The sequence below is a fragment of the Terribacillus aidingensis genome, assembly GCF_900215625.1.
Lineage (GTDB): Bacteria > Bacillota > Bacilli > Bacillales > Amphibacillaceae > Terribacillus > Terribacillus aidingensis.
The window spans coordinates 37199-54538 of sequence record NZ_OBEK01000009.1 but is presented as its reverse complement, the minus strand read 5'-3'; the positions used below and the strand labels follow the sequence as shown (position 1 = coordinate 54538).

The following is a 17340-nucleotide window of genomic DNA, read 5'->3' as shown; positions in this document are numbered from 1 at the left end:
CGAGGTGGAAGCGTGGTGACACGTGCAGCTGACGAATACTAATCGATCGAGGACTTAACTAAAATGATTTAGTAAGTCAACGCCAAAGACCAAGCACTCCGGTGCTTGGCAGCGCATGAGATGTAAAAGCATGAAGTTTCTTATCTAGTTTTGAGGGTTCATTTAATTGAATCTTTGAATTGTCTGGTGGTAATAGCGAAGAGGTCACACCTGTTCCCATGCCGAACACAGTAGTTAAGCTCTTCAGCGCCGATGGTAGTTGGGTTCGCCCTGCGAGAGTAGGACGCTGCCAGGCAAGATAAAATCCCTGATCAGAAATGATCAGGGATTTTTTTATATAGCGTGATAAATTGGATACGAAAAATTCCACTGTGGATTAATCTCTTGAATTTCAAATCGATGGATTGCTTTAATCAGCTGGATATACAATTCCTGCTCCATATCTTCTTTCCAAGCACGAGGAGCATTGTTGCTCAATCTCCGGATCTTTGGCTGAAAACGAAGGAGCACTGCTTCCATAGCAGCTTTGTCGTTTGCTTTTGCTTTTAGTGTCAGGTCAAATAAGCTCTCCATATTAATTTTCTCCTTTCTGAATCTGTTCAATAAGTGCCTGCAATGTCTGTTCCAGGCGTTTTATGTTTTGTTCAAGCCGAATGAGCAGATAAAAAGATACGACGATAGGGAAACCCAGGTTGCCAATCATAGAAATCAGATTATCGGTTGTCATGGTAATGCTCCTTTCGATAGAGCCACCCGCAGTTTTTTTAGTGCAGACTGGATAGATTTCGAAACAGCCTGTTGAGAGATGTCTAGTTTGTCTGCTATCTCGGTATGGGTGAGCTGATGAATGAAGCGCAGCTCGAGATGTTGTTTCTGCTTATCAGGGAGCTCCTGTATGGCCGAAAAAAGTCCGGGGTCATGAATCGCTTGTTCCCATCCATACACCTGCTGATCATCTCTGGCAATAAGCATGTCCTTTTTACTGCTGTCGTGTTCTTCATTAATTGGCTGATCAAGTATTACTAATTCCCGATCTTGTTTTTTTGCAGCATGTTTACTGTAATTGCTGGCATAAAAACTGAGTGTAGTCGTAAGGTAATTGGTCAATTGTATTTCTGTATAAAATTGCTGAAAAGCTGAGTTGAGCCGGCTTAGATTAGCGGCCGATGGATAACGAACTGCTTGTTCATAAATGGAACGATGATCTTTCTCCTTTAGGAATCCATTCATTAAGGCTGCATTCGGGTGTATGTTAGTTGGCGACTCATCTTTCTTGCTGCACATTATGCAGTCCTCCCTTCCACTACGAAGCGAACGTATGTTCTGTTTTAGTGTAAAAAAAATTAGCCTATTTGAAAAGAGTTATGTGGACAGTCCCAAGCTTCTCATCCATCAGGTATTCCTGTGGCGATTTTGCTGGGGGAGTTTCCTATAGTATATAAAAGGCAGCTAGTCCTTGAATTGACAACGTCAATACGTACAAAGCGTACAAACAACATCTGATCTAGGCACACATAGGCTAGAATACAAGGTTAGCAGGTATAGAGTTCGTTAGTTTAGGAGAAACTATCCTAACGGAGGTGGAGAATGATGAGCAAAAGTTGCTTATGCGGTATATGTGACCAAGAGAAAAAAGAAGGAATCCATTTGTATCGTCTTTTCATATGCAGAGAATGCGAACAGAAGATTGTCCAGACTGAACCGAAAGAAGTGCAGTATCATTACTTTGTGAAGAAACTTCGCAATCTTAATCAAATGACTTTCCACTAAAGCCTCTTACCGGGCTTTTTTCTTTCTATTTTAGTCCGTATAATAAATACAAACAGATCAGTAAAGGAAGAAATACGAAATGAATCAGGAAGAAACACCGCTTTATGATAGTTTACTACAATTTGCAGAACGAAAACCGATATCATTTCACGTTCCGGGACATAAACATGGTGCGCTTTTTCAGAAAGAGAATTACTTTCGGCGCGTAGCATGTCTTGATCAGACGGAGTTGTCAGGTTTGGATGATTTGCATGCACCGGAGGGAGTAATTGCAAAAGCGCAGCATTTAGCAGCATCTTACTTCGGAGCAAAGCATTCTCGTTTTTTAGTTGGCGGTAGTACGGTCGGTAATTTGGCTATGATATTGGGGGCTATCCAACTGAACGAGACAGTGTTAGTGCAGCGTAATTGTCATAAGTCTATATTAAACGGATTGGAACTTGCAGGAGCGAAGCCGGTATTTTTAGCTCCTGAATATAATGAAGCAAAAGCAAGGTATACACATCCCACACCGCATACAGTCTATAAAGCGATTAAGATGTATCCAGAGGCAAAAGCGATTATTTTAACGTATCCTGATTATTATGGCACAGTCTTCGATTTGAAAAGCGTAATAGATGCAGCGCATGCAGCAAACATGCCAGTGCTGGTCGATGAAGCGCATGGCGTACATTTTGGAACAGCCGTGTCACTTCCTCTGAGCGCACTGCAGGCCGGAGCAGATGTGGTGGTACAGTCAGCTCACAAAATGGCTCCAGCATTCACGATGGCCTCTTATCTGCATGTAAACGAAGAGAGCTATGTCCCGGTAGGCACTATTGATCGATATTTACGAATGCTGCAGTCCAGCAGTCCCTCTTATTTGCTGCTTGCTTCTTTAGATACAGCGAGGAAGTATTTAGCTACATGCACAGAAGAGGATATGAATAGCTTGCAGGCGGCTGTCGATAACTTGCGAAGCTTGCTTGCCCAATCAGATTGCTGGGAAGTAGAAAGCCCGGATGGTGACTGGCTTAAAATTGTGCTGCGGGTCAAGCCGATTTATCAGCCAAAACAGCTGGCAGCAGAGCTGGAATCACACGGTATATACCCGGAACTAGTCACAGATCGGCATATTTTACTTGTCCATGGATTAGAAAGTCTGACGCAGGAAGAGCTCCAGCGAGTAAGAGAGACTATTAATACTGTAGGACGCTATTCAAAGAGAACGCCTGTGCATGAGATTCGCCTCTTTACACAGCCTATTACGGAACTAGCTTTTAGCTATTCGGAGATGGAGCAAAAGCAAACACAGTTTACAGCATGGCAAGAAGCAGCCGGCATGGTTGCAGCAGAATCGATTATTCCGTATCCTCCTGGTATTCCGGTTCTGGCAAAAGGAGAAATCGTTACAAAACAGCATGTGGAAATGATACAATTATGGAAGAATAGCGGCATCTCTTTTCAAAATGAACGGATTGCAGAAGGGATGCTTATGTATAGCAGATGAAGGAGAATGATTTTGACAGGATTGTTTATTACGCTGGAAGGCGGAGAAGGTGCAGGCAAGACTTCTGCTGTTCCGCTGTTGGCAGCTCGTTTAGAGGAAGAAGGCTATCAAGTGCTGTCGACACGCGAGCCTGGCGGTATTGAGATTGCAGAAGCAATTCGTGCTGTCATCTTGGATCCGTCTAACACGAAAATGGATGGACGCACAGAGGCGCTGCTTTACGCTGCTGCGAGAAGACAGCATCTTGTAGAGAAGGTGTGGCCGGCTTTAGAAAAGGGAATGATAGTACTGTGCGATCGCTTTGTTGACAGCAGCTTAGCCTATCAAGGGTATACACGCGGACTTGGAATGGAGGAAGTGATGGAAATAAATCGCTTCGCTGTCGAGTCGACCATGCCTGATTTGACGCTATTCTTTGATATTTCTCCAAAAGAAGGATTAGCACGAATCTCGGAGAATAAAGGTAGAGAGAAGAATCGATTGGACTTGGAGACTTTATCCTTTCATGAGCGCGTTTATGAAGGGTATAAGATCTTGCAGGAACAATACAAGGACCGCTTTGTAGCACTTGATGCTGCTAAGCCGCTTGCAGAAGTAGCGGAAGAGGCTGTGCAGGCGATCATGACTTTTTTAAAGCAAAAGTAATGGAAAAGACATGGAGGAGGAATTGCGATGAAATTAGTATTAGCAATTATTCAGGATAAAGATAGTAACAGATTGACAGATGCACTCGGAGATCAGAATTACAAAACAACCAAGCTATCTACGACCGGCGGTTTCCTTAAAGCAGGGAATACGACACTTATGGTCGGTTGTGAAGATGACCAAGTAGATGACGTGATGGATATCATTAAAGATAACTGCAGCCAGCGCAATCAGATGGTCGCACCTATCTCCCCTATGGGAGGCAACGCAGATTCTTATATCCCGAACCCGGTCAAAGTAGAAGTTGGCGGAGCAACTGTATTTGTACTGCCTGTTGATTCCTTCTTCAAGTTCTAAATAAAGGAGACTATACCGTTGAAAATCGGTCCGGAGATACGTGCACAGCTGGATGCTGCACGTAAGAATACAACACAGACACCAACAGAACCAAAACGGTTTCAAGACTTGGTGCAGTCTCAAAGCAGGAAGCTGCAAGGGGCTGAGTTACAGCAGCTGATAACGGATATCACAAAGCAAGGAGAACGCCTTGCAAAGACAAGGTCGTTTCGCGAGCTTACTTTATATAAAAGAAAGATCAAGAAATTCATGGAAGATGTAAAGGAAAATGGAATGGAGCTGCATCATGAGCATTCCTGGAACCAGAACGGAGCCCGGCGACTCACAACAGTACGCCAGATAGATGAGAAACTCATGGAGCTGACAGAGATCTTAATGGATCAAGAAAAGCAGCAGATTGGTGTACTCGGACTGATTGGAGAAATAAAAGGGCTCTTGTTTAATCTTTACACGTGAAGTAACTGATAAAGGAAGAGCAGTATGTCTAATTGGACGGAAATGTCTGCCGTGCAGCCTGTTGTGAGTAAAATGCTCATCAACAGTCTAAAGCGCGATCGAATATCTCATGCCTACATATTTCAGGGGGCGCGCGGTACTGGCAAAGCGGAATTGAGCCGCTTGTATGCCAAAAGTATCTTTTGTAAGAACCGCACAGGTGCTGAACCTTGCAATGACTGTAAGGACTGCCGCCGTATTGATTCAGGCAACCATCCAGACCTTCATTGGATTATTCCGGATGGTGCTTCAATCAAGAATGAACAAATTCTCAAGCTGCAAAAAGAATTTTCTTACACGGGTATGGAATCGGAACGCAAGGTATACGTCATGGAAAATGCGGATAAAATGACAGCAAATGCATCCAATCGCCTGCTCAAGTTTCTGGAGGAGCCTGGAGCTTATACAACGGCCATTTTGCTGACCGAGAATAGTCAGGCTTTACTGCAGACAATTCAATCCAGGTGTCAGATACTAGCACTGCAGCCATTACAGGAAGGACAATTTGCAGAATTACTTAATTCCGAGGGAATATCTCAGTCCTCAGCCCGTCTTTTATCTCAGCTGACGAACAATTATGAGGAGGCAATGGAGATTTCCGGGCAAGAGTGGTTTGCTAAAGCGCGAAAACTAGTGGTACAATTAGTAGAAGTGCTGGAAACGAGGCCTAATGAAGCGCTTTTGTTTGTCCATAGCCAATGGATGCCTGTAATGAAGGACCGCGAGATGCAGCAGCTGGCATTACATCTGCTATTATTGTGGTTTAAAGACATTATCTATCTTTATGCTGACAGGCCGGATTCCGTTATCTATATACAGGAAAAAGACAGGCTTGAAAACAGCCTTCGCCATTGGACAAGGCAGCGAGCTACAGATTGTTTGCAGTCTATTATGGAAGCAAAACGCCAATTAGATCAAAATGTCCATCCTGCACTTGTTATGGAGAAATTAACACTTCAGATGCAGAGGTGAATTGGTAGATGCAAGTCATTGGTGTCCGTTTTAAAAAGGCGGGTAAGATCTATTACTTTGATCCAGGCAACCTTTCTGTTGCACTGGACGACTATGTTATTGTAGAGACTGTTCGCGGCGTAGAATTCGGACGAGTTGTACTTGCAGATAAGCAAGTAGACGAAGAGGATATTGTCCTTCCTCTGAAAAAGGTTATTCGTATCGCAACAGACAAAGATAAATATAGCGTGGCGGAAAATACAGAGAACGCTGCGCAAGCGTATAAAGTTTGTGAGAAGAAGATTCGCGATCATAAACTTGATATGAATTTGGTTGAAGTAGAATATACATTCGACCGAAATAAAGTGATTTTCTACTTTACAGCAGACGGACGGGTTGATTTCCGTAACCTGGTGAAAGATTTAGCAGCAGTATTTAAGACTCGGATTGAGCTTAGGCAGATTGGTGTGCGTGACGAAGCAAAGCTGCTAGGCGGAATTGGTCCTTGCGGCAGAATGCTTTGCTGCTCTACTTTTCTGGGAGATTTCGAGCCAGTGTCCATCAAGATGGCAAAGGATCAGAACCTATCGCTGAATCCGGCGAAGATCTCCGGCTTATGCGGCAGGCTTATGTGCTGCTTGAAGTATGAAAATGATGAGTACGAAGAGGCGAAACGTGAGCTACCGGATTTAGGTGAAGCGATTCGGACTTCTTACGGATCAGGTAAGGTAGTAGGCCTGAACATTTTGGAACGGTTGATTCAGATTGAAGTACCGGAGAAGGAACGGGTTATCGAGTATACCTTAGATGAACTGATCGAAGAAGGAGTTATCTCAACGCAAGCCATGGACTGATGGGGTGGAGAGACGGTGAATAAGAAGGAAATACTGGAGCATGTCACACAGATGGAAGAGCAGATTGGCCAGCTGTACAAGCAATTGGGTGATGTTAAAGGTCATGTAGCGGAACTGTTGGAAGAGAACAACCGTTTAACGGTAGAGAATCATCATCTGCGCAATCGTCTAGATGGCCAAGCTGCACAGGAGCAAAAAGCTGGCAGCAAGGCCGCACCGTCTAAGGAAGCACCGATTGGCGAAGGATATGACAACCTAGCGCGTTTATATGAAGAGGGTTTCCATATCTGTAATGTACACTTCGGCAGTCCGAGACGTAATGAAGATTGCTTGTTCTGTTTGACGTTCTTGAATAAGAATAAATGACGTGGAGGCTTACCTTACTTATAGTAAGGAAGGCCTTTTTTTGATGAAAAAATATATTAGATGGTGTATATGCTATCATTTTATAATCCGTGTTTAGATAATGGTAATGACGAAACCAAGATTTCTATCTATATTCATTTTACTTGTTACTTCTCAAAGAGAGATATCCTTTCCTAGTTTTCATTGTACCCCATTCGCTACCAATCCCATTAACTACATTCGATAAGCCGCCTCCTGTCTTCGTTCCTTCTATCGGAAAATAAACATACAGATTAAGAAAGTGTAGAACTCTTTCCTCATTTGCCTCTAGGTCTTCTTTATCTAATTTTCATTAAAAGTATTAAGGTTTGTAGGTAATTATCCTTAATTGTTGAATTTTGTAAGTTATTGTTAAACAAATCCAATTAAAAACGATATAATTTGGTAGACTTTTCAAGGCGGACTTTTTTAATACATGAATAGTAATAGGACATACCAAAGCAACCATACAGTGGTTAAGTTCGTTAGGTTAAGAAAAAATTGGAGGGATTAGATGAAAGCAGCAAAACACCTTATTTGGATCGTACTGGCAATTGCACTATTCTTAACTGGATGTGGTGCTAATGACGCTTCAACAGAGACAAAAGGAGAAGAAAAGAAAACACCAACTCCAGAAGAGATTCTAGAGAAAAGCTTCGAAGCTGATGCTGACATGAAAAGTGCTGATATTGATATGAATATGAAGATGGATATCAATGCTCCCGGTGTTGACCAGTCAACCACTAGTTCCATATCAGGAACAATTGTTATGAAACCATCTATATCTATGAAACTAAACATGGATACGATGGGAGAACAAGTCGAATCGTACATTAAAGAAGATACACTTTACTTATATGAACCTACTACAGCTGCGTGGTATAAAATGGATGCAGACTCCGAAACCAGCGCTGCCCTTGATCCGAAGCAATATGAGCAACCGATAGGCAGCCAGATTAAAACAGTACAGAAAATGGCAGATAGTATAAAGGTTTCTGAAACGGATACAGATTATGTTCTTGATGTAAAGATAGCAGAAGATAAAATGAAGGATATTATGGAAGAAAAAATGGGTGCCTCTTATGAAGACATTGTGGCCTTAGAGGATGTATCATATGATAAATTTGATTACACCATTACCATTGACAAAGAAACCAACTATTTCAAGAACTACAAAATAGATATGGTTATGAAGGCAACCCAAGCTGGTGAAGAAGGTACTGTAAATGCTGTGATAGATGTTAATACAAGTAACTTTAATGGAACGGATGCCATTGAACTTCCAGAGGAAGTGAAAGACGCTATTGACATAACCGAAGAAGCAGGTATGGCTTATTAAGCAGCTATCTTATAAGAATTTCTTTCGGAGCAAGTGTGATAGGTGATTTGTGAACAGGATTTTGATCGGCATAGCTGCCTCTTTCAGAATCCTGTTTTTTTAGGCTGCCTGCACTGAGTACTGATATGTGTCAATGTACTTTCACTAGGAGGTTGTAAATGAAAAAACAACTGGCCCCAGGCTAGCTAGCGCCCGGTGTTCTATACTGATACGTATTCAAAACTGTCTATGACATAGATAGGGCAACGCCTTAAGTAATTATTCTCAATCTCCATACCTTCATTTTTCTCTACTATCCCTTTCAGCTTTGTATAATCCTTTCAGCTAGTTTTTATAACGAACGTTTGTTAATGTCTAACCATCCCAAGAGATTATTTTTCCTTCATTTAATGAATTGGCATTGAATATAGTTAGGAGTTTTTTTCGTAACAAAACAGATAGTTCTTACTTGCAGTAGATAGTGTCCCGTTTAATTGACTTTGTGGACTCATTAGCTTATTCTTTTTTAGTCTTCTAAGATTACCATCTAAAACGCATAGTTTTCTTAAGACAATCTATCTTCTTGATTTTTAATTGCTAGTTATACAAGCTATCTAATTATATGGCTAACCTACATCATTTCATTATTACTTCATTATAAGATACATTTGAAAATCGAACTTTCGTTCGTGCTATAATACTATGAAAGGAGCTGCTATTATGTCGTCTGATTACTTTAAAATGAATTTAGAAAACATAAGCAAGGTTATCATATGGTGGAATTAAAAGGAGATGAGCGGCTAGACGATCTGCTTGCGGAGCAAAATATGCGTATTATCCAGAGTCCGACTGTTTTTGCCTTCTCATTAGATGCGGTGCTTCTGGCTGATTTCGCTTCTATTCCTCTTACAAAGGGAAAAATATTAGACTTATGCTCCGGTAATGGGGTTATTCCTTTATTGATGAGCAGAAGAACGAAAGCACAAATTACAGGTGTTGAAATCCAAGAGCGCCTTTATGATATGGCAGTTCGTAATGTGACATTAAATGAGCTGGATGAACAGCTGGATATAGTACATGGAGATTTAAAAGACATGCCGGCATTCTTTGGCAACGGTCCTTTTGATGCTGTGACATGCAACCCGCCTTATTTCAAGACGCCAGGCAAACGCGAGCAAAATCTGAATAAACATCTGACAATTGCTCGTCATGAAGTTATGTGTACGTTGGATGATGTAATTCTGGCTTGCCGTAAGCTTGTCAAGCCGGGCGGAAAGGTGAGTCTAGTGCATCGTCCGGAGCGGATGCTTGATATTGTTACGTCGATGCGTCAACAGAAAATCGAACCAAAACGTATGCGGCTTGTTTATCCGAAACCTGATAAGGAAGCCAATATCCTGTTAATCGAAGGGGTACGTAATGGCAATCCTGGCTTAAAGGTATTGCCTCCGCTATATTCACATACTGCAAGCGGGGGATATACAGAAGAATTAGAGGAAATCCTGTATGGGAGAAAATAAGCATGTCGTCTATATATTAAAGTGCAAGGATGAAAGTTTGTATACCGGCTATACGAATGCACTTGCTAACCGCTTAAAGCAGCATAGCACTGGAAAAGGTGCAAAATATACAAGAGGAAGAGGGCCATTTATCTTGGTATATCTCCAAACATTTGAAACACGACAAGCAGCATTGCGAGAGGAATATCGGATCAAGCAGCTCTCTAAGCAGCAAAAATGGAAGCTTATATTGGAAGGGGGAAGGCAGCATGCAATCACAGAAAAGTTTTGAGAAGCACCAGACAGGAACGCTTTTTATTATCCCGACACCGATTGGCAACTTGCAGGATATTACATTGCGAGCACTGGAAACATTGAAGCAAGTACATACTGTCGCTGCAGAAGATACACGCAATACGATAAAACTATTTAATCACTTTGATATTCAAACACCGCTAATCAGTTACCACGAACATAATCGTAAAACGAGAGAACAAATGCTGCTGGATTTGTTAGCAGAAGAGAAGGATGTCGGGTTAGTCAGCGACGCTGGTATGCCGGCAATATCTGATCCGGGTCAGGAATTGGTCCAAGCAGCTGCAGCAGCTGGTTATCCGGTAGTTGTACTTCCAGGAGCCAATGCAGCGCTGGTAGCATTAGTCGGTTCTGGTATTTCTACTGATGCTTATCATTTTTTCGGATTTTTGCCGAGAAAGAAGAAGGATTTGACTGGAGACCTGGAGAAACTGCGTAAGGTGACAGCAACATTGGTTTTTTATGAGAGTCCTCATCGTTTGAAAGAAACGTTAGCGGCTATACATGATAGTTTCGGTGAACGCAAAGTAGCATTAGGTAGAGAACTGACGAAACGTTATGAAGAATTTCTGCGAGGTAACCTACAAGAAGCCGTGGAATGGGCGGCATCTGAAAATTTGCGCGGCGAATTCTGTATCGTAGTAGAAGGTGCAACAGAAGCAGAACTGCAGGAAGCAGAGCAGGCTTTCTGGGAGAATATGAGTGTGCAGGAACACGTAGATTGGTATATAAAGAAAGACGATATCCCATCTAAGCAGGCAATCAAACAAGTAGCCATTGATCGCAATCTTTCAAAACGCGATGTTTATCAGGCCTATCATGTAGAATAAAAAAAAACCGCTCCCTTTAACGGAGCGGTTTTTGCTTATTTGTTCAAACGTGTTTGGATTTCATTGATTAGCTCTTCTGCACCTTCGCGGCTAAGAACTAGTTTGCCATTTGCCAATGACAAGTTATCATCAGAGATCTCGCCAGTGATATGGCAAGTCATATTTGGTTTGTATTTTTTAAGAATGATGCGGTCATCATCAACGTAGATTTCCAAAGCATCTTTTTCGTTGATGCCAAGTGTGCGGCGCAATTCAATTGGAATTACAACCCTTCCTAATTCATCTACTTTACGTACAATACCTGTTGATTTCATCCTTTGTTTCTCCTCTCGGGTGTATATATATGTTGATTCGTCATTATTCGACAATTTAACTAACGCTATCGTACCAGTGATTGACATATGTGTCAATTCAAATATCTTGAAGTAAAGCGCTTTTCTGGCAGTAAAAACAGGTATAAGGCAAATGAGTAGGTATTTTAACCTCTAATAATGTATTTATTTGTAAAATAAGTAAAATAAATTAAGGAATTTCAACCGAACAATGACAAAAGAAATGTGCCGATAAGTCGACATTATTCGACAAATTAACTCGATTTGTCGGATTTCTACTATAAAGTACGTAGATTAGATCTATTTTCTGTCGCAACACGATGAAAATATTTCAGCCGGATTGGAATTTATAGTGGAAAGTCGCTACAATAGAGGTAAGTGTAAATGTATACGAACAGCTCATCTTAGTGAGCTTTTTTGATAATGGAGGGTTAGCAGATGCAGAAAGAAAATAAAACATTTTATATCACAACGCCGATTTATTATCCGAGTGGCAAGTTACATATCGGACATGCCTATACGACAGTAGCGGGTGATGCAATGGCGCGCTACAAGCGTCTGCGTGGATACGATGTTGCGTATTTGACAGGTACTGATGAGCATGGCCAGAAGATTCAAAAGAAAGCAGAAGAAAAAGGTGTAACACCTCAAGCGTATGTAGATGAGATTGTTAAAGGAATAAAAGACCTTTGGAAAACACTTGAGATTACCAACACAGACTTCATTCGAACAACAGAACCGCGGCATAAAGAGACGGTTCAAAAAATCTTCTCCCGTCTTTTAGAACAGGGTGATATTTACTTAGATGAATACGAAGGCTGGTACTGTACGTCTTGTGAGTCCTTCTTTACAGAAACACAGCTGCAAGACAGCAAATGTCCTGATTGCGGCGGACCTGTTGATCGTGTTAAGGAAGAGTCTTATTTCTTACGTACGAGCAAGTATGCAGATCGTCTGTTAAAGCATTATGAAGAGAATCCTGAATTCATCCAGCCAGTGAGCCGGAAGAATGAAATGATTAATAACTTCATTAAGCCTGGTTTGGAAGACTTAGCTGTATCTCGTACTTCCTTTGAATGGGGACCTAAAGTGCTGGAAAATCCGAAGCACGTTATTTATGTATGGATTGACGCGCTATCTAACTATATTACTGCACTTGGGTATGGCTCCGATGATGACAGCTTATACCAAAAGTACTGGCCGGCTGATGTGCATTTGATGAGTAAAGAAATCGTTCGTTTCCATACAATTTACTGGCCAATCATGCTGATGGCACTTGACTTGCCATTGCCAAAGAAGGTATTCGCACATGGATGGATCCTTATGAAGGATGGCAAGATGAGTAAATCGAAGGGGAATGTTGTAAGCCCGGTTGATTTGAAAGAGCGCTATGGTCTTGATCCGCTTCGTTACTACTTGCTTCGTGAAGTACCATTCGGTGCTGACGGCGTATTCACACCAGAAGGCTTTGTCGATCGCACAAACTTTGACTTGGCAAATGACCTTGGTAACTTGCTGAACCGTACAGTGGCAATGATTACGCAATATAAGGGCGGTATTGTTCCTGCTTATACAGCTGGTGAAACAGAATTTGAGCAGGCGCTGGAAGATATGGCAAAACAAACAGTCAAAGAAGTAGAAGAGGGAATGGAAAACATGGAGTTTTCCGTTGTGCTTGCGAAGATTTGGCAGTTAGTAAGCCGGGCAAACAAATATATTGATGAAACAAAACCATGGGTATTAGCGAAAGATGAAGCACAGGCGGACCGTTTAGGTAACGTGCTTGCGCATCTTGCAGAAGTATTGCGCCAAGTGGCAATCTTGCTTCGTCCCTTCCTTGTGGAAACACCAGCGAAAATCTTCGATCAGCTTGGTGTAGAGGAAGCAAGCCAAGCGTGGGAAACGCTGCTTTCTTCCGAAGTGAAGGCAGGACGCCAAGTGAAAAAAGAAGGTCCAATCTTCCCGCGTTTGGATGCCAAGGTGGAAGTAGAAGCAATTAAGAATATGATGAAGCTACCAGAACCAGAGAAAAAGGCTAAACCAGCAGAAGAACAAGACATTGCGAAACTTCCAGAAGTGCAGTATGACGATTTCGCAAAGCTTGAATTCCGAGTGGCAGAAGTTATTGCAGCAGAAAAAGTAAAGAAGGCGAACAAGCTACTGAAAATTCAGCTGGATCTTGGGACGGAAAAACGCCAAGTTATCTCCGGAATTGCAGAGCATTATGAGCCGGAAGCATTAGTAGGCAAGAAAGTGATTTGTGTAGTAAATCTAAAGCCAGTTAAACTTAGAGGCGAGATGTCTGAGGGAATGATCCTTTCTGGTGAAAGTGCAGATGGAAAACTGGCATTGGCAACAGTGGAGCAAGCTTTACCGAATGGTTCCATTGTAAAATAAAGAAGGAAAGGGAGACGCTTGTACACAAGCGTTTTTCCTTTTTTTATTAGATAGAAAGGATAATGTTTTATGTTATTTGATACACATGCTCATATTAATGATAAGCAGTTTGCGGAAGACCGCGAAGAAATGCTGCAGCGGGCATTGGACGCGGGTGTTTCTCGTCTTGTTGTGATTGGCTGTGACGCAGAAGGCATCACATCAGCAATGGAGCTTGCGGAAAAATATGATTTCGTTTATGCTGCGATCGGCTGGCACCCTGTAGATGCTATTGATATGACGGATGCAGACTTAGAGCGAATAGAAGAGCTATCAACTCATCCAAAGGTTGTTGCAATCGGTGAAATGGGCCTTGATTATCATTGGGATAAATCACCGAAGGATGTCCAAAAAGATGTATTGCGTCGGCAGATTCAGCTGGCTAAACGAGTGAAGCTGCCTATCATCATTCATAACAGGGAGGCAACAGCTGATATCATCCCTATCCTGAGAGAAGAAGGAGCAGCGGAAGTTGGCGGTATTATGCACTGCTATAGTGATGAAGCTGATTTGGTTCAGGAGTTTCTTGATATGAACTTTTATATATCGTTAGGCGGACCTGTTACATTTAAGAATGCGCGGGCGCCAAAGGAAGTAGCAAAGATGGTTCCGCCAGATCGCTTATTAATCGAGACGGACTGTCCTTATTTAGCGCCGCATCCAAATCGCGGCAAACGTAATGAACCAGCTTATGTAAAACTGGTGGCAGAACAGATTGCTGAGCTCCGCGGTATCGGCTATGAGGAATTGGCAGAGCTGACGATGCGGAATGCAGAAAGACTATATCAAATCAAAGCATAGAGGGAAAAGTGTGCAAATTAAAGAAGTTATTGTCGTTGAAGGAAAGGACGACACAGCGAAGATAAACCAAGCGATCGAAGCAGATACAATAGAGACGAATGGTTCTGCGGTGAATGCGGGTGTTATTGAGCAAATCAGACATGCGCAAGAGAAGCGGGGCGTCATTATCTTTACAGATCCGGATTATCCTGGTGAGCGAATTCGGCATATTGTCTCTCAGGCAGTACCAGGATGTAAGCATGCGTTTTTATCAAAGGATAAAGCTCGTGCAAAACATAATAAAGGGATCGGTATTGAACACGCAACAGCTGAATCGATCCGTGCCGCTTTAGAGCAAGTATATGAGATGGACAACACCTACGAACCGCAAATATCCAGAGAAGCTGTCATCGCTTACGGCCTTTTAGGAGGACCGCGAGCAAAACAAAGACGGAAACTGCTAGGAGAAAAATTGGCGATTGGGCATACGAATGGAAAGCAGCTGCTAAAGCGGCTGGCAATGTTCCGTATATCAGAGCAGCTGTTCGTTGAAACGATGCAGCGCATTATACAGGAGGAAGAAGATGACGAATGAACGGCATATTGCCACCCCGACACGAACAAAGGAGCTGCTTCAGAAATATAATTTCTCCTTTAAGAAAAGTCTCGGACAGAACTTTTTAATCGATACAAACATTTTACGAAATATAATTCATCATGCAGGAGTAACGAAGGAATCTGGTGCAATTGAAATTGGGCCTGGAATGGGTGCGTTGACAGAGCAGCTGGCAATCGCTGCAAACAAAGTATTGGCATTTGAGATTGATCAGCGATTATTGCCGATTTTGGAAGATACTTTATCTCCGTATGACAATGTTCAAGTTCGGAATGAAGATATATTGAAAGCAGACGTACAGAAGGAATTGCAGCAGTATTTCGGTGATCAAGAAGTGAAGATTGTGGCGAACTTGCCATATTACATTACAACGCCAATTTTAATGAATCTGTTAACTAGAGAGCTGCCAATCTCCAGTATTACAGTTATGATTCAAAAAGAAGTAGCTAATCGGATGGCTGCATCGCCGAATTCAAAGAGCTATGGTTCCCTGTCGCTCGCAGTTCAATATTATACAGAAGCAGCTGTTGTCATGACAGTGCCAAAAACGGCTTTCATGCCGCAGCCAAACGTCGATTCGGCAGTACTTCATTTGGAGCTGCGTAAAGAAGCTCCTGTTGCAGTAGAGGATGAAAAGTTCTTTTTTGAGCTTATACAGGCATCCTTTGCACAGCGTCGCAAAACGCTCCGCAATAATTTGAACCGACATTTCTCTGCGAAATTCTCGAAAGAGCAGCTGGAAGACATCATGAATGAAGCGGGTATTGATGGCACTCGCAGAGGGGAATCGCTTGCTATGGATGAATTTGCTGCCTTAGCCAACACCTTTACAGCCAGAAGCTGAACACTTTTGCCCGCCTATCATAAGCTGTAGAAGAAAGCTTTGGTGGATGAGGTGAACGGGAATGGAATGGACGATTGGTGATATCGTCACGAGAAAATCATACCAGCACGATTTATTGTTTCGTGTGTCCAGCTTCACAGCAAACAAAGTCATTCTGCATGGAGAAGATATGCGTCTTATCGCTGATGCTCCAGCGGATGATCTCGTGAAAGCTGGCACACGCGAAATCAGCAAACAAAAGAAAACATGGCAGGATAAAGAAGATTATTCCTACCGTCTCTTTCGCCAGGATTATATGCTGATGAAGGATAAGCGGGAATATGACTCAACTGCAGGCTATCAGCACAGCCCTAACTACTTTCAAATCCCTGCGAAGGTTCTCCATATTGATGGAGACAGGACGTATCTGAAGAAATGTATCGATTTTTACCAGCGGTTCGGCATCCAGGTACACGGTGTTCATCTGCAGGAAAAAGAGATGCCGCTCCAAATTGCTTCCCTTCTAGAAAAAATCCAACCAGATATTATCGTCATAACCGGACATGATGCCTTTCAGAAAAATAAAGGTGATAAGCATGACATGAAGGCTTATCGACATTCCCAATACTTTGTGGAGACCGTCAGAGAAGCTCGTCGACTCTACCCTCATTTAGATCAATTGGTTATTTTTGCTGGTGCCTGCCAATCCCATTTTGAATCTTTGATTCGAGCTGGTGCGAACTTTGCGAGTTCGCCGAGCAGAATCAATATCCATGCTTTAGATCCTGTTTACATTGTAGCTAAAATTGCGTTTACACCTTTTATGGAAAAGGTCGGTGTTTGGGATGCGCTTCGTAATACATTGACAGGAGAACGTGGTTTGGGGGGGATTGAAACCCGCGGATTACTGCGAACTGGACTACCATATGTCGATCCAGATGAGGAAGAATAAAACAATAGAATAAGCAATCTGACACATAAATTTACCACTGATGCATAATTCTGCACAAATTTGAAAGAATAAAGTGAAATAAGAAACATTTAATCTTTTCATTGACATCAAAATTGATATGCTGTTATAATGATAAGTTTTATTTGACTTCATATCTGAAATGTGCTATGATTAGATCAGTGAGGTGGAGTGCAGTGGCTAAAACATTAGTTGAAATTAAGCAGGGTCTGGAAGGACAAATTGGTAAACGTTTAAAATTGAAAGCTAATGGTGGGAGAAAGAAAACCATCGAACGTTGCGGAGTACTTGCGGAAACGTATCCAGCTGTATTCATCGTAGAACTTGATCAAGATGAGAATGCGTTTGAGCGTGTCTCCTATAGCTATGCAGATGTCTTAACCGAAACAGTAGAATTAGATTTTGATACAGACGATTTGAACGAAATCGCTAAATAATGCTAGAAAAAAGCAGAGGATTATCCTCTGCTTTTTAAT

22 protein-coding genes and 1 rRNA gene are annotated in these 17340 nt (G+C 42.1%); 19 read left to right on the top strand and 4 right to left on the bottom strand.

Annotated elements, in window-relative coordinates; all coding sequences use genetic code 11:
- The first annotated feature begins 182 nt into the window (after positions 1-182).
- Positions 183-295, top strand: a 5S ribosomal RNA gene (gene rrf, locus CRO17_RS17255).
- A gap of 38 nt (positions 296-333) precedes the next feature.
- Here the strand turns inward: rrf and CRO17_RS17250 are convergent.
- The 3 genes from CRO17_RS17250 to CRO17_RS17240 are packed head-to-tail and all read right to left on the bottom strand — an operon-like array spanning position 334 to position 1284.
- Complete coding sequence (locus CRO17_RS17250; RefSeq protein ID WP_097043684.1) at positions 334-573, bottom strand: helix-turn-helix domain-containing protein; 240 nt, start codon at positions 571-573, stop codon at positions 334-336.
- Position 574: 1 nt separating this feature from the next.
- The gene (locus CRO17_RS17245; protein WP_077303920.1) at positions 575-727 is read right to left on the bottom strand and encodes a YvrJ family protein; all 153 of its coding nucleotides are present in this window, start codon (positions 725-727) and stop codon (positions 575-577) included.
- A complete protein-coding gene (locus tag CRO17_RS17240) occupies positions 724-1284 on the bottom strand; it encodes a sigma-70 family RNA polymerase sigma factor (protein WP_097043683.1) in 561 nt (186 codons plus the stop codon). The genes CRO17_RS17245 and CRO17_RS17240 overlap by 4 nt, the downstream gene beginning before the upstream one ends.
- A gap of 303 nt (positions 1285-1587) precedes the next feature.
- Between CRO17_RS17240 and CRO17_RS17235 the strand changes: the two genes are divergently transcribed.
- From CRO17_RS17235 to rsmI, 12 genes are all read left to right on the top strand, one after another.
- Complete coding sequence (locus CRO17_RS17235) at positions 1588-1770, top strand: sigma factor G inhibitor Gin (protein ID WP_077303914.1); 183 nt, start codon at positions 1588-1590, stop codon at positions 1768-1770.
- A 79-nt stretch (positions 1771-1849) separates the two neighbouring features.
- Positions 1850-3259, top strand: coding sequence for an aminotransferase class I/II-fold pyridoxal phosphate-dependent enzyme (locus tag CRO17_RS17230; RefSeq protein ID WP_097043682.1), 1410 nt, complete (start codon positions 1850-1852; stop codon positions 3257-3259).
- Between the two features lie 12 nt (positions 3260-3271).
- Complete coding sequence (tmk, locus tag CRO17_RS17225; protein ID WP_425444482.1) at positions 3272-3904, top strand: dTMP kinase; 633 nt, start codon at positions 3272-3274, stop codon at positions 3902-3904.
- Positions 3905-3931: 27 nt separating this feature from the next.
- Positions 3932-4261, top strand: a complete 330-nt coding sequence (locus CRO17_RS17220) for a cyclic-di-AMP receptor (protein ID WP_077303905.1) — start codon at positions 3932-3934, stop codon at positions 4259-4261.
- A gap of 18 nt (positions 4262-4279) precedes the next feature.
- Entirely contained in the window at positions 4280-4717 is a 438-nt protein-coding gene (locus tag CRO17_RS17215; protein ID WP_097043681.1) for a YaaR family protein, read from the top strand.
- Positions 4718-4741: 24 nt separating this feature from the next.
- A complete protein-coding gene (gene holB / locus CRO17_RS17210; RefSeq protein WP_097043680.1) occupies positions 4742-5728 on the top strand; it encodes a DNA polymerase III subunit delta' in 987 nt (328 codons plus the stop codon).
- A gap of 8 nt (positions 5729-5736) precedes the next feature.
- Positions 5737-6561 carry a PSP1 domain-containing protein gene (locus CRO17_RS17205; protein WP_097043679.1) on the top strand — a complete coding sequence of 275 codons (825 nt, stop codon included), beginning with the start codon at positions 5737-5739 and terminating at the stop codon, positions 6559-6561.
- 15 nt (positions 6562-6576) lie between these two features.
- Positions 6577-6927 (top strand): DNA replication initiation control protein YabA, encoded by a 351-nt coding sequence (yabA, locus tag CRO17_RS17200; protein ID WP_077303894.1) that lies wholly within the window; start codon positions 6577-6579, stop codon positions 6925-6927.
- 532 nt (positions 6928-7459) lie between these two features.
- Positions 7460-8284, top strand: a complete 825-nt coding sequence (locus CRO17_RS17195) for a DUF6612 family protein (protein ID WP_097043678.1) — start codon at positions 7460-7462, stop codon at positions 8282-8284.
- A 752-nt stretch (positions 8285-9036) separates the two neighbouring features.
- Complete coding sequence (locus CRO17_RS17190; RefSeq protein WP_097043677.1) at positions 9037-9783, top strand: tRNA1(Val) (adenine(37)-N6)-methyltransferase; 747 nt, start codon at positions 9037-9039, stop codon at positions 9781-9783.
- On the top strand, positions 9770-10054 hold the full coding sequence (locus CRO17_RS17185; protein WP_097043676.1) for a GIY-YIG nuclease family protein: 285 nt from the start codon (positions 9770-9772) through the stop codon (positions 10052-10054). Before CRO17_RS17190 ends, CRO17_RS17185 begins: the two co-directional genes overlap by 14 nt.
- Positions 10032-10907: a 16S rRNA (cytidine(1402)-2'-O)-methyltransferase gene (rsmI, locus tag CRO17_RS17180; RefSeq protein ID WP_097043675.1), complete on the top strand. Its 876-nt coding sequence runs from the start codon at positions 10032-10034 to the stop codon at positions 10905-10907. Before CRO17_RS17185 ends, rsmI begins: the two co-directional genes overlap by 23 nt.
- A 35-nt stretch (positions 10908-10942) precedes the next feature.
- On the opposite strand, the gene CRO17_RS17175 is transcribed toward rsmI, so the two are convergent.
- Complete coding sequence (locus CRO17_RS17175) at positions 10943-11221, bottom strand: transition state genes transcriptional regulator AbrB (RefSeq protein ID WP_038562480.1); 279 nt, start codon at positions 11219-11221, stop codon at positions 10943-10945.
- A gap of 456 nt (positions 11222-11677) precedes the next feature.
- Between CRO17_RS17175 and metG the strand changes: the two genes are divergently transcribed.
- From metG to veg, 6 genes are all read left to right on the top strand, one after another.
- Positions 11678-13636 (top strand): methionine--tRNA ligase, encoded by a 1959-nt coding sequence (gene metG / locus CRO17_RS17170; RefSeq protein WP_097043674.1) that lies wholly within the window; start codon positions 11678-11680, stop codon positions 13634-13636.
- A 69-nt stretch (positions 13637-13705) separates the two neighbouring features.
- Positions 13706-14476: a TatD family hydrolase gene (locus tag CRO17_RS17165; RefSeq protein WP_097043673.1), complete on the top strand. Its 771-nt coding sequence runs from the start codon at positions 13706-13708 to the stop codon at positions 14474-14476.
- A gap of 10 nt (positions 14477-14486) precedes the next feature.
- On the top strand, positions 14487-15050 hold the full coding sequence (rnmV, locus tag CRO17_RS17160; protein WP_097043689.1) for a ribonuclease M5: 564 nt from the start codon (positions 14487-14489) through the stop codon (positions 15048-15050).
- On the top strand, positions 15040-15915 hold the full coding sequence (rsmA, locus tag CRO17_RS17155) for a 16S rRNA (adenine(1518)-N(6)/adenine(1519)-N(6))-dimethyltransferase RsmA (protein WP_097043672.1): 876 nt from the start codon (positions 15040-15042) through the stop codon (positions 15913-15915). Before rnmV ends, rsmA begins: the two co-directional genes overlap by 11 nt.
- A 61-nt stretch (positions 15916-15976) precedes the next feature.
- Positions 15977-16846: a sporulation peptidase YabG gene (gene yabG / locus CRO17_RS17150; protein WP_097043671.1), complete on the top strand. Its 870-nt coding sequence runs from the start codon at positions 15977-15979 to the stop codon at positions 16844-16846.
- 194 nt (positions 16847-17040) lie between these two features.
- Positions 17041-17301 (top strand): biofilm formation stimulator Veg, encoded by a 261-nt coding sequence (gene veg, locus CRO17_RS17145; RefSeq protein ID WP_038562465.1) that lies wholly within the window; start codon positions 17041-17043, stop codon positions 17299-17301.
- Positions 17302-17340: the final 39 nt, after the last annotated feature.